This is a genomic window from Corynebacterium tuberculostearicum SK141 (assembly GCF_000175635.1).
GTDB lineage: Bacteria > Actinomycetota > Actinomycetes > Mycobacteriales > Mycobacteriaceae > Corynebacterium > Corynebacterium tuberculostearicum_C.
In genome coordinates this window covers 96,536-108,015 of the sequence record NZ_ACVP01000023.1, presented here as the reverse complement: position 1 = coordinate 108,015, position 11,480 = coordinate 96,536, and the positions used below count along the sequence as shown (strand labels likewise).

12 protein-coding genes are annotated in these 11,480 nt (G+C 57.4%); 4 read left to right on the top strand and 8 right to left on the bottom strand.

Annotation, left to right across the window (positions count from 1 at the left end):
- Window positions 1-25 precede the first annotated feature (25 nt).
- The gene (locus CORTU0001_RS06980) at window positions 26-598 is read left to right on the top strand and encodes a DUF421 domain-containing protein (RefSeq protein WP_005328507.1); all 573 of its coding nucleotides are present in this window, start codon (window positions 26-28) and stop codon (window positions 596-598) included.
- Window positions 599-728: 130 nt separating this feature from the next.
- Here CORTU0001_RS06980 and CORTU0001_RS06975 read toward each other — a convergent pair whose 3' ends face one another.
- Window positions 729-1,016 (bottom strand): hypothetical protein, encoded by a 288-nt coding sequence (locus CORTU0001_RS06975; RefSeq protein WP_005328506.1) that lies wholly within the window; start codon window positions 1,014-1,016, stop codon window positions 729-731.
- Between the two features lie 356 nt (window positions 1,017-1,372).
- The gene (locus tag CORTU0001_RS06970) at window positions 1,373-2,233 is read right to left on the bottom strand and encodes a peptidylprolyl isomerase (protein ID WP_005324968.1); all 861 of its coding nucleotides are present in this window, start codon (window positions 2,231-2,233) and stop codon (window positions 1,373-1,375) included.
- Window positions 2,234-2,375: 142 nt separating this feature from the next.
- Between CORTU0001_RS06970 and tpx the strand changes: the two genes are divergently transcribed.
- The 3 genes from tpx (at window position 2,376) to hisS (ending at window position 4,888) form a co-directional block, all read left to right on the top strand.
- Window positions 2,376-2,873: a thiol peroxidase gene (gene tpx / locus CORTU0001_RS06965; RefSeq protein ID WP_005324967.1), complete on the top strand. Its 498-nt coding sequence runs from the start codon at window positions 2,376-2,378 to the stop codon at window positions 2,871-2,873.
- 84 nt (window positions 2,874-2,957) lie between these two features.
- The gene (locus CORTU0001_RS06960) at window positions 2,958-3,593 is read left to right on the top strand and encodes an MBL fold metallo-hydrolase (protein WP_005328505.1); all 636 of its coding nucleotides are present in this window, start codon (window positions 2,958-2,960) and stop codon (window positions 3,591-3,593) included.
- Between the two features lie 5 nt (window positions 3,594-3,598).
- Entirely contained in the window at window positions 3,599-4,888 is a 1,290-nt protein-coding gene (gene hisS, locus CORTU0001_RS06955) for a histidine--tRNA ligase (RefSeq protein WP_005328504.1), read from the top strand.
- 27 nt (window positions 4,889-4,915) lie between these two features.
- Here hisS and CORTU0001_RS06950 read toward each other — a convergent pair whose 3' ends face one another.
- From CORTU0001_RS06950 to CORTU0001_RS06925, 6 genes are all read right to left on the bottom strand, one after another.
- Window positions 4,916-5,491, bottom strand: a complete 576-nt coding sequence (locus CORTU0001_RS06950; protein ID WP_005328503.1) for a TetR/AcrR family transcriptional regulator — start codon at window positions 5,489-5,491, stop codon at window positions 4,916-4,918.
- Between the two features lie 10 nt (window positions 5,492-5,501).
- On the bottom strand, window positions 5,502-6,911 hold the full coding sequence (locus CORTU0001_RS06945) for an L-serine ammonia-lyase (RefSeq protein WP_005328502.1): 1,410 nt from the start codon (window positions 6,909-6,911) through the stop codon (window positions 5,502-5,504).
- Between the two features lie 170 nt (window positions 6,912-7,081).
- Window positions 7,082-7,741 carry an FMN reductase gene (locus CORTU0001_RS06940; protein ID WP_005328501.1) on the bottom strand — a complete coding sequence of 220 codons (660 nt, stop codon included), beginning with the start codon at window positions 7,739-7,741 and terminating at the stop codon, window positions 7,082-7,084.
- 2 nt (window positions 7,742-7,743) lie between these two features.
- Window positions 7,744-8,856 carry an LLM class flavin-dependent oxidoreductase gene (locus CORTU0001_RS06935; protein ID WP_005328499.1) on the bottom strand — a complete coding sequence of 371 codons (1,113 nt, stop codon included), beginning with the start codon at window positions 8,854-8,856 and terminating at the stop codon, window positions 7,744-7,746.
- Window positions 8,857-8,931: 75 nt separating this feature from the next.
- Complete coding sequence (locus CORTU0001_RS06930; protein ID WP_005328498.1) at window positions 8,932-9,654, bottom strand: CBS domain-containing protein; 723 nt, start codon at window positions 9,652-9,654, stop codon at window positions 8,932-8,934.
- A 144-nt stretch (window positions 9,655-9,798) separates the two neighbouring features.
- Window positions 9,799-11,385 carry an inorganic phosphate transporter gene (locus CORTU0001_RS06925; RefSeq protein ID WP_100067819.1) on the bottom strand — a complete coding sequence of 529 codons (1,587 nt, stop codon included), beginning with the start codon at window positions 11,383-11,385 and terminating at the stop codon, window positions 9,799-9,801.
- Between the last annotated feature and the right edge of the window lie 95 nt (window positions 11,386-11,480).

Here is an 11,480-nt window from a genome sequence, read left to right as displayed (position 1 = left end):
TGGCTGCCAGGTAACCTAAGCAGTCGTGGATACTCTAGAACTCTTTCTGCGCGAGATTACCTATCAACTGGGTATTGAATGGCACCGTATCCCCGTTGTCGTGCTGGCGACTTTGGGTATCTACCTATCCTTCATGGTGCTGGTGAAGCTATTTGGCTCTCGTGTGCTTACGTCCATGACGGCCTCAGATGCCATCATCATTATCATGTTTGGCGCGGTCGCAGGCCGCGTCATCGTGGGCAATCCACCGACCCTTGCCGCCGGCGTCATCGGCCTGACCACGCTGATGGCGCTCGAAGCAGCCTTCGGTACCATTCGCAAGGTAGTGAAGTGGACGCGCTTTCTAGACCGTCGTCCCATCCTCTTAGTCTTTAGTGGCGAGATGGTTGAAGATAACTTGGCGCTCGCACACATTACGGAGTCGGATATCTACTCGGCGGCCCGTAGAGCCGGCATTAGCCGCATGGAAGACGTACAGATAATGATCCTTGAGCCTACAGGCCATGTCTCCGTCATCAAGGTCGGTCAAGCCATCGACCCGGAGCTTTTCAAAGACCTCGTGGGGTCCGAGTACATCGAAGACGCTAAAGACGCTTAGGGCACACGCCAGAGCTTGGCAAGGAACGCAAAGACCATCCCTGCGCTCCCTTTGCCCCAAAGCACGCGAAAAAGCCGCTGCTTTCCACTAAGGGAAGCAGCGGCTTAAGAATCGCTATGAAGCGGTGACCTTACTTGTTGCCGAAAGGCAGGTCGAAGTACTTGTCAGCGAAAGCGAACAGGGTGCCCAGAGCGCCGATAACGGCGGTGAAGACGCCGATCCAAGCCTTGATCTCCTGAGGGTCAGCATCCTTGAGGGAGGAGCCCTGCTCAGCCGGCTCAGCTGGCTTGGTGGTGGTCGGCTTAGCAGTGGTGGACTGGGTGGTCGACTCAGCAGCGGTAGCCACGGTGGTGCCAGCGAAGGTCATGGACAGAGCGGTTGCGCCAGCAACGAGTGCCTTGCGGGAGAAAAGCTTCATTTTTTGATTCCTAACAAGCTTGGGATGTTCAAAGACGATTCAAATACTAGACAGGCTGACAGCCTTCCGCAACAGTATTGGCAGGTTTTTGTTCATCGGATGAACTAGCTGAAAGTCCGCTGTGTGCTGCGTGTTTACTACTGTGATTCTTGTGATCTGGGGGAGTTTCGGTGTTCTCGTGTTTCTGCAGCTTAAACCCCATAGTCGAGCTCAGCTTAATTTAAGGAAAGGATAAGCCCCGGCGCATTCGTCCACGGAAAGTGTGGTGAATGGCCGGGGCCTTGTACCCGCCCCCGTTAGGGGGTGTGGTGCGGTGGGTTACAGGGAGCCGTCGCCAAGCAGGGCTTTTCTGCCGCTTAAGCCTTGACGGTTGCCTTCTTAATCTTGACTTCCTTTGCCGGCTTGCCGTCTGGCTGGCCGCCTTCGACACCGTTCTTAGCAATCTTGTCCATCGTCTTCATGCCCTTGTCGGTGATGGTGGCGAAGTAGGTGTAGTTCGGGGCTAGCTCGGAATCGTCGTAATTGAGGAAGAACTGGGAACCATTGGTGTCCGGGCCGCTGTTGGCCATGGCCACGGAGCCGCGCGGGTAGACAACGGGGTTCTGTGCGTCCTTCTCATCCACCTCGTCGGTGGGGTACTCATCACCAAAGCTGAAGCCAGGTCCGCCGGAACCGGAACCGGTGGGGTCGCCGCACTGCAGCACGTTGAGCCCGCCTGAGGTCATACGGTGGCAGACGGTGTCGTCGTAGTAGCCCGACTTGGCTAGCTCAGAAATAGCGTTGGTGGTACACGGCGCCTTGGCGCGGTCCATTTCCATCTCAATGGTGCCCTGGTTGGTTTCAAAGGAAACGGTGACGGTGCCCTTGGTGGAAATATCCTTGCCCTTTGGCTTCTTCGCGCCGTTGGACTCTTGACCGTTGTCTTCGTACTTACAGGTCACGGTATCCGGCAGGGCCTTGGCGCGCTTGTCAGCGATGGGCTGCGCCTGTGGGGTTTCCTGCGAGGTCTCAGCTGTGGAAGACTCTTCAGCCTGTACGTTTTCATCGTCGCCTTCGCGGGTGGACAAGAAGTAGATGCCGCCGACGAGGGCGAGAATTACTACGAGGGAGGCGGCAACAACGCCTAGGGGGCGTGCCTTTTGTTTGCGTTCACGGGATTTCAGCTCGCGCTCGAGCTTGCTCAGCGCCTCTTCGCCGCGCTTTTGATTATTTGGCACCGGGAGTCAACCTTTCTAGCGATTATCGGTGGCATGATTCAACCTGACCGAGTCTAGCGGTTCCATACTCTCGCGAGAGCGTTGGCATGAAAATAGGTCAAGTTAATAGCTTTTAAGCCCAATCATAAGTACGCTGGTTTCTATGGTTGAACCAGATTTTACCGATCCGCCAACGCCCACCGTTGGTGAACTTCCCGCAGTGGGAGACCCGCTGCCCGAATTTGAACTCATCGGTACCGACCTGCGTCAGATTACTAATGAGACCTTTGCGGGCACGCGCCTTATTATTTCCATCTTGCCCTCTATTGAAACCCCTGCCTGTCAGGAGCAGCTGCGCCGTTTTCATGAGCAGGTTTCGCAGCTAGATAACACTAAGCTTCTCTCCGTTTCTCTCGATTTGCCCTTTACCCTCAAGCGCTTTTGCGCGGCTGACGGCATTGATGATGTCATCGCTGCCTCCGCATTTCGCTCTGACTTTGGTGAGAAGTTCGGCGTGACTGTGCGCGATTCCGTCTTGGAAGGCTTGCTTGCCCGCTCCGTGGTGGTGGCTGATGAAAACCACAAGGTCATCCACACTCAAATGGTTCCAGGTGTGGTTACCGAGCTTGATTATGACGAGGTCTGGGATATTTTGCGTTAAGCCGTTCGGCGCTGTCGGCCTCTACTCATCATGAAAATGGGGGAGGCCGGCTCTTTTTTGTTTCGGGCAGCTAGGGTAGTGGGTATGGAAATCTACGGTTTTACTGCCGGTCCGTTTCAGACCAATACCTATGTGATTGCGGAAGGCCGCCGCGCCTTCATAGTGGACCCGGGCATGGATGCGATGGAAAAAGTCCTCGAGCATGACTTGGACTATGAGGCTATCGTGCTCACCCACGGCCATATTGACCACACTCGGGATGCCGGATCTTTGGCAGAAGAGCTCGACATCCCTGTTTATATCCACCCGGCTGACAAGTTCATGCTTGACAGCGGTGAAGGTGTTTCGCCCCAGGCGCAAGAGCTTTTCGACGCCGCCCATATGACCCCCATCTCCGACCTCCGCGAGCTACGCGATGGCGAAACCCTGGAGCTTATCGGTCATACCTTTGCTCTCAAACACGCGCCCGGGCATTCGCCGGGATGCGTGATGATTGTCTCCGAGGACTTTGCTTTAACAGGGGACGTGCTCTTCGCCGGGGCCATTGGACGCACCGACTTACCTCACTCGGACCCCAATGCCATGCAAAAATCTCTTGCCGGCCCAGTGTGGAGTCTGCCCGATAACCTTGACATTCTGCCCGGTCACGGTCCCACCACCACGATGCGCAAGGAGAGGGCGACCAATCCCTTCTTCGCAACATTGAGGGAGGTACTGTAATACCCGTGAGTAAAAAGAAGCAGTTCCAAGCCCTGTCCGCCCCCAAAGGTGTCCCAGACTATTTCCCGCCACAGTCGGCCGCATTCTATAAGGTGCGCCAGACCATGGTGGAGCAGGCACATCTGTCCGGCTTCCAGCACATTGAGCTGCCCATTTTCGAAGACACCGCGCTTTTCGCCCGTGGCGTGGGCGAGTCCACCGACGTGGTGTCTAAGGAGATGTACACCTTTGCCGATCGCGGCGACCGCTCCGTTACTTTGCGCCCGGAGGGCACCGCTGGCGTGATGCGCTCGGTCATCGAGCACAACCTAGACCGCGGCCAGCTGCCCGTGAAGCTCAACTATTTTGGCCCCTTCTTCCGCTATGAGCGCCCCCAGGCTGGCCGCTACCGCCAGCTACAGCAGGTTGGTGTAGAAGCCATTGGCGTAGACGATCCTGCGCTTGACGCCGAGGTCATCGCTTTGGCGGATCGTTCCTTCCGCGCGCTGGGGCTAAGCGGCTTCCGCCTCGAGCTCACCAGCCTGGGCGATCGCAACTGCCGCCCGGCTTACCGCGAGAAGCTGCAGAAATTCCTCTTTAAGCTCGACTTGGATGAAGAGACCCGGCACCGTGCAGAGATCAACCCTTTGCGCGTGCTGGATGACAAGCGCCCAGAGGTCCAAGAGCAGCTTGCCGACGCCCCCTTGATGCTCGACCACCTCAATGACGAATGCCGCGAGCACTTCGAAACGGTCACCGGCATGCTGGATGATATGGGCGTAGCCTACGAGATTAATCCCCGTATGGTCCGCGGCTTGGACTACTACACCAAGACCTGCTTCGAGTTCGTCCATGACGGACTTGGTGCGCAGTCCGGCATTGGTGGCGGTGGCCGCTACGACGGGCTGATGGCCCAGCTGGGCGGTCAAGACCTATCTGGTATCGGCTACGGTCTGGGCGTCGACCGCGCCCTGCTAGCGCTAGAGGCTGAGGGCATCACCCTCGACGGCGTTGAGTCGCGCGTGGATGTCTTTGGCGTTGCACTGGGTGCTGCCGCCAAGCGCACCATGACCACCCTGATCAATGACCTCCGCAAGGCTGGAATCTCTGCGGATATGTCCTTTGGAGACCGCGGCCTGAAGGGCGCGATGAAGGGTGCCGACCGCGCCGGTGCACGCTTCGCGCTGGTCTTGGGCGAGCAGGAGCTAGAAAATGGTACGGTTGCGCTCAAGGACCTTGCCGCCCATGAGCAGCACGACGTAAAGGTTTCTGACCTAGTGTCCGTACTTGCTCGGGAAATGAACGGCGAGGCCTAAATTTCCTTTAGCCGGTGGGCATTGCGCTTAGGCGCGGTGCCCACTTTTTATGCCCGCCAGAAAGAGGTCAATGATCTTTTCTTGAATATCCGGCTGGTAGGCATCGATATCAACCTCGCGGGGTCGTGCCAGGCTCAACAGTCCCACAATGAATTCGAGGTGGGTGACGCCGGGGCCAATCTCGCCTTGCTCTTGGCCCAGCTCAATAAACCGTCGGCCGTTGCGCTCTAGGAGATCGCGCTGGGCAGTCAGCTCGGGGCTCAGAGAGTCCAAATCCTGCGGGACGAACGCTGGAATAAGGGTGTTCAGTCCCATGGTCAGGATATGAGTGGCGTAGGTCCGGACGTAGTCTTGCCCAGAATGGGTGGAGTTCTCAAAGTCCGCGATGAGGCGCTGTTGAAACTCGGCAAAGCCATCACCCATATATTCCGCGCACGCGCGGATAAGGCTCGCACGGTTGGGGAAATTGCGATAGACCGTAGCCACACTTACGCCAGCCTGCGTAGCCACCTTTTCCAAAGCGACATCATCGCCGTGGGTACGAAAGAGCTGGCATGCCGCAGCGATAATGGCGGTGCGGCGGTGAAGAGCATCTGCGCGCATGCAGTCCTTTTTAACACTCCACCTGCGAAACGCTAAAGCCCATGGTCTTGGCCAATCCGCCCAGGGAGGTCTCCTTATACTTGGAGAGCATATCGCGGCCGGTTTCAGCCATGGTTTGTACCGCATTATCCAAGGTCACGTGGTGAGTGCCTTCTCCCATTTTGGCCATGCGCGCGGCGTTGATGGACTTTACCGCGCCAATGGCATTGCGCTCGATGCACGGAATCTGCACCAATCCGCCCACTGGGTCGCAGGTAAGGCCCAAATTATGCTCTAAAGCAATCTCAGCGGCGTTTTCCACCTGCGCCGGGGCTGCTCCCAGCAGCTCTGCCATGCCTGCGGCGGCCATAGCGGAGGCGGAACCCACCTCGCCTTGGCAGCCCACCTCAGCTCCGGAGATGGACGCGTTTTCCTTGATAATCATGCCGATGGCACCGGCGGTCAATAGGTACCGACGGGCAGTCGAACGGGTGAAATCTGCGCGGAAATCGCGCGCATAATGCAGTACTGCTGGAATGATGCCGCATGCGCCGTTGGTAGGTGCAGTAATGACGCGGCCACCGGCAGCGTTTTGCTCATTAACCGCTAGGGCGTACAGGTTAACCCACTCCATGGCGGAGAAACCGCAGCTGGTATCGTCCTGGTTTTCTAGCAACTGGGCATACATCTTCGGGGCACGGCGTGCCACACGCAGGCCACCTGGAAGAAGGCCCTTGGTGGAAATACCCTCAGTCACACACTCACGCATGATGTCCCAGACCAAATCAAGGTGGCGCAGAACGTATTCCGCGCCGCCTTCATCGCGGTGCAAGGCCTCCTCGTTGGCAAGGACGAGCTCCCAAATTGCTTTGTCATGAGCTTCGCAGAGGTTGAGCAGTTCTTCGCCCGTGGTGAACTCATAGGGAACGGAGTCATCTACCTGGGCTGCGGCTACGCCGGCGGGAACCTCATGGCTTTCGGCGACTTCTGCATCGAGCTCGGCGCGGGAGAGGATAAAGCCGCCGCCGACAGAAAAGTACTCTTCCTTTTCTGCGAGCAGGTTTCCGCTGTCATCCCAGGCGCTAAAAATCATGCCATTCGGGTGCTGGGGCAGCGGTTCATTATCAAAAACGATCTCATAGTCCACCGTGCCCCGGGGACCAGAAATGGTTCCCTCGCTAGGGATAAAGCCGCCCGCGTGAGGCTCGGCGTCGACAGGCACGCTCAGCGGATCCCAGCCAGCGAGCCCAAGGATTACGGCGCGATCGGAAGCGTGGCCACGGCCAGTGGCGGAAAGCGAGCCGCGCAACTCCGTATAGACCTTGGCTGGGTGCTTCTCGAGGGAATCGAGGAATTGCTTAGCCGCGCGCATGGGCCCGACGGTGTGCGAAGAGGAAGGGCCAATGCCGATGGAGAAGATGTCCGTGACGCTAATTGTCATAGTTAAGCTGTGCCGAACCTTTCTGGAGGGATAGCTATAGGGTGCTTGCTGTGCCGTTATTGGGGTCAAGCTGGACCCAAAGGGGAGAGGCAGATTTTATGTGACCAGGGTAGCGAAAGTCACACCTTCTATCAATCGCTGTCTATGCGTAGCGCTGCTCGCGTTGTGGCTTATTTGCCGTACCCATTCAGGAGCTTGTCGAGGGGGATGAAGTTCTCCTTTGCTAGCCGTACGGTGGAGCGGCCTCCCAACCCAGTGAGATCGCCGGCAATTCCTGGTACCCGGTCCCGCGGGGTAACGATCTGGTCAGCCAGCTGGATGGCAGAGCGCTCAATGCGGGAGGCAATGCGCTCTCCCTCCGGAGTGCCTAGGTCTTCTGCGGCCTGAAAAACACCCGTCGGCACGATGTTTGCGTGCAGTTGGTTAAATAGCGGGCGGAGCGCGTAGTCCAAAATGAGGGCATGGCGCGAAGACCCTGCCGTCGCTGCGATGATGGTGGGTAGGTTGTCGAGGGCATGGGGTTCCAAGGTGTCAAAGAACATCTTGAAAAGGCCCGAATAGCTGCCTTGGAATACAGGGGTGACGGCGATGAGTCCATCGGCATCGGCAACTTGCTGCTTGGCTCGAGCCAAAAGGGGTGTTTGCGCAGTCTGATCGGTCATGGCGGTAGCTAGTTCGAAAGCGAGATCGCGGACCTCAATGACATCGATTTCGGCTCCTTCACCGCGCGCGGAGATTTTGGCGCGGGTGGCTTCTGCGAGCATGTCCGCCAACCTGCGAGAGGAAGACGGCTGCGAAAGGCCAGCTGAGACAACGAGGAGGGAGCGCATAACTAGTTTTCCTTTCCTGGGCTGACCTGAAGGTGCGAAGGATTCGGCTCAGAGAGCAAGCTTGCGTGCGTCGGCGGGTCAGAAGGCACGTGGCTCGGACGGCGCTGCTCAAAGCGGCGTTGCAGCTCGGGGACAACCTGCGTGCCTAGGATTTCTATCTGTTGGAGAACTACTTCTTGTGGAAGTCCCGCGTGATCGATGAGGAATAGCTGGCGCTGGTAGTCACCGGCCCATTCTGCAAAGCTGAGGGTCTTTTCGATTACCTGTTCCACGGTGCCGACTGTCAATGGAGTCTGCGCCGTGAAATCCTCGAGGCTTGGCCCGTGGCCATAGACTGGGGCGTTGTCGAAGTAGGGGCGGAAGAAGTCTTTGGCTTCTTGTTCGGTTTCGCCAATGAAGACTTGGCCGCCAAGTCCCACGATTGCTTGGTCCGCTTGGCCGTGGCCATAGCTTTCAAAGCGACGGCGGTAGAGGTCCACCAACTGGGCGGTGTGCTCCTTATTCCAGAAGATATTGTTGTGGAAGAAGCCATCGCCGTAGTACGCGGCTTGTTCTGCGATTTGCGGCGAACGAATGGAGCCGTGCCAGACAAAGGGCGGAATTCCATCTAGTGGTGCCGGAGTAGCGGTAAATCCTTCCAAACCCGCACGGAACTTTCCTTGCCAGTTAACAACCGGCTCACGCCAGAGCCTGCGCAGCAAGTGGTAGTTCTCAATCGCCAAAGGAATACCCTGCTGGATGTCTTTGCCAAACCAGGGATAGACCGGGCCGGTATTTCCGCGGCCGAGCATGAGGTCTACGCGGCCGTCAGCAAGGTGCTGCAGAAAGGCATAGTCCTCTGCGATCTTCACCGGGTCATTGGTAGTAATGAGCGTGGTCGCAGTAGATAGCTGCAAGCGCTCCGTCTGCGCGGCGATATACGCCAAGTGCGTTGTAGGAGAGGACGGAACGAAGGGCGGGTTGTGGTGTTCGCCGGTGGCAAAGACGTCAAGGCCAACCTTTTCGGCTTTCAACGCAATCTCCGTCAAATTGCGGATGCGCTCAGCCTCATTGGGTGTCTTTCCTGAGATGGGGTCTGTAGTTAAATCCCCGATAGTGAAGATGCCGAATTGCATGGTTGCCTTTCTATGCGGTGCACAGGAGTAAAGATAGACGCAGTGCCGACTGCGGGAAAGCCGACTGCGGGAGAATTATTCCCATTCTAGGGCATCAAAAAGTGCCGGTAGATCGGCCGGTGCAACTAGGCGCAGGGGCTTCTCATTGACCTTGCCGTGTTCCGTGATGACCGCGGCGCAAGGGCGATGCCCTTGGCTATCGGTTTCTGAAAGGGCGTCCACCGTTTCCTGCACACTTACTGTGCGGGCCAGAAAGATAGCGCGATCACTGGGTTCTTTGTATTCCACAATGTCCGCGATGTCCGCGGCATCGATCTCGTGATTATCGCTGAGGTCTCTGGCTACCCATCGCGCAATAGTGTTGGTGGTTAGCAAAGCGGTGAATCGGCCCTCATCGTAGATGGGGATTTGGGAGAAGTCCTTATCCTTTATGACGCTAAATGCCTCCATGATTGATGTGGCAGACGTCAAGGTAAATACCTTTTGTGGCTGCAAAACCTGGAGTGTGTCGGGAGGGGACACCACTATGTCTCGGAGAGCTGAAATCTGCTTAACCACTGCCTCGTGCGGTTCAGCGATGGGCTCTGATTTGTAGTAGCGCCCGTGGGCAATTGCATTGCGTAGGTTGGAAAACTCTTTTAGTGCCTCGGCTTGCTTACTAGAAAGCACGTGCTTGTCTCGTGCCCTGTCTACTATCCACCAGAAGGAATCGGAGTTCTCAGCGTTGAGAGCCGAGCGCAAGTGTTGTTCTATGTCGTTGAATGCGGCCAGGAATGCAGTAGCTCGGTGCGCGGTCATATGGGCCAGTGTAGAGAAGGGGGCGTCGCCAAGCAGGGCGTTTGTCCAAGCTACCTAATGGACAATCCGCTAGCCCCGGCACAATGGCCGGTGTGGCTAGCGGATGAAATGGGGGTGCTGAGGATATGCGGCGCTGAGCTATCCCTAGAAGACTACGCGCAGCACAGACACGGTAATGGCGGCGATGACTGCCGCGGCGGGCAGGGTGATGACCCACGCCAAAGCGATGGGCTTCATCAGGTTCCAATTGGCTGCCTTGTTGACAATGCCCACGCCCAGTACGGCGCCGATGAGGATGTGGGTGGAAGAAACCGGAAGGCCCAAGATCGATGAACCCATCACCACACCGGCGGCGGCAAGCTCAGCAGCGAAGCCGGAGGAGGGGTGCATTTGGGTTAGGCCCGAGCCCACGGTCTGAATCACGAAGCGACCGATGAACCACAAACCAGAAATCAGGGCGACGCCCATGGCAATCATGACGGCAACGGGCACGGAAGCTTCATCGCTTACTTGGTCGGTCTTGAGGACGTCAATAACCGCAGCGAAGGGGCCAATGGCATTGGCAATGTCGTTGGAACCGTGGGAGAAGGCGAAGGCGGAAGCGGTAAAGACCTGCATCCAAGAAAAGAGAAGGAAGGTGGACTTAGCCAGCGACTTCTTCTTCAGGGAGCGAGCGAAAATGAAGACGGCCATCCACACCACGGCGCCGACCATGCCCATGACCAAGAGGTTCTGAAGAACGCTGAAATCGAGTCCGGTGTGCTTGAGACCCTTGAACATCACCATGGCGGAAATGATGATGGCACCAATGGCGGCTAGTACCGGTACCCAGCTCTCCAGGGCGCGGTGAGCCTTGACATCATCCATGTCCTTGTTGAGGTTATACAGATCGCGGTAATACTCAGATTCCAGCTGATCCGGATCGAAGTCCTCTTCCGCCACCAAGGCGGCGTCCCGGGCCATGGCGTTGGTGTAGCTAATCTGCTGGATCTCATTGAGGCGAGCAAAGCGAGACTTGTGCTCTTGGCGCAGCTCCGCACGACGGGTCTTGATTTCACGCAGCTTCTGGTCTGCTTCCTCGTTGTAGACCAAGATGGAGGTCTTAATCCACTTGAACAGGATGAACGCAGCGAGACCGCCGAGAACAGGGGAGAGCACCCACGAGATGGCAATAGTGCCAATCCCGCCCCACTGCACCATGTCCAAGCCACCCTTGCCGGTGATGAAGCCAACGGTGAGCGCGGCGCCGACGATGCCGCCGACGATGGAGTGGGTGGTAGACACTGGCCAACCCATACGGGTGGCAACGAGGAGCCAGATGGCCGCACCCAAAAGGGACGACATCATGATGTAGACGAACTCCATGGGGTCGAGCCCATCGATGGCGTCAAGGTCGACGATGCCAGAACGCACGGTATCGGTGACCTCGCCGCCGGCGAGGATGGCGCCGGAGACCTCGAAGATGGCGGCGACGACGAGGGCCTGCTTCATGGACAGCGTCCCGGCACCTACGGAGGTGCCGAAGGAGTTGGCAACGTCATTGCCGCCAATATTGAAGGCCATGAAGAGAGCGAAGAGAATGGCAGTGCCAAGCAGAATAGGTTTAGAGCCATCGACGTAGTCGTGGCCCCAGATCATAAAACCGATGAGGGTAACGGCTGTGAGGCCGCCAAAGATGGCGTGCCAAATCCAGTCGTTGCCCTTGCCATTGACGGCCTCAATGTCCGTCATGTGGGTGGTAGGGGTAGACACAGGAAGAACCTTTCAGGAAAAGCGTGCACGAGAGGGATGACCGCGCTTCTCAGCGTGGTTAAGAGGATTCTCAA

Bases quoted from the DNA above. Each gene is read 5' to 3' on its own strand.
- CORTU0001_RS06975 (WP_005328506.1), bottom strand. From the start codon at position 1,016: ATGAAGCTTTTCTCCCGCAAGGCACTCGTTGCTGGCGCAACCGCTCTG.
- tpx (WP_005324967.1), top strand. From the start codon at position 2,376: ATGGTTGAACCAGATTTTACCGATCCGCCAACGCCCACCGTTGGTGAA.
- CORTU0001_RS06960 (WP_005328505.1), top strand. From the start codon at position 2,958: ATGGAAATCTACGGTTTTACTGCCGGTCCGTTTCAGACCAATACCTAT.
- CORTU0001_RS06950 (WP_005328503.1), bottom strand. From the start codon at position 5,491: ATGCGCGCAGATGCTCTTCACCGCCGCACCGCCATTATCGCTGCGGCA.
- CORTU0001_RS06945 (WP_005328502.1), bottom strand. From the start codon at position 6,911: ATGACAATTAGCGTCACGGACATCTTCTCCATCGGCATTGGCCCTTCC.
- CORTU0001_RS06940 (WP_005328501.1), bottom strand. From the start codon at position 7,741: ATGCGCTCCCTCCTCGTTGTCTCAGCTGGCCTTTCGCAGCCGTCTTCC.
- CORTU0001_RS06935 (WP_005328499.1), bottom strand. From the start codon at position 8,856: ATGCAATTCGGCATCTTCACTATCGGGGATTTAACTACAGACCCCATC.
- CORTU0001_RS06930 (WP_005328498.1), bottom strand. From the start codon at position 9,654: ATGACCGCGCACCGAGCTACTGCATTCCTGGCCGCATTCAACGACATA.
- CORTU0001_RS06925 (WP_100067819.1), bottom strand. From the start codon at position 11,385: ATGACGGACATTGAGGCCGTCAATGGCAAGGGCAACGACTGGATTTGG.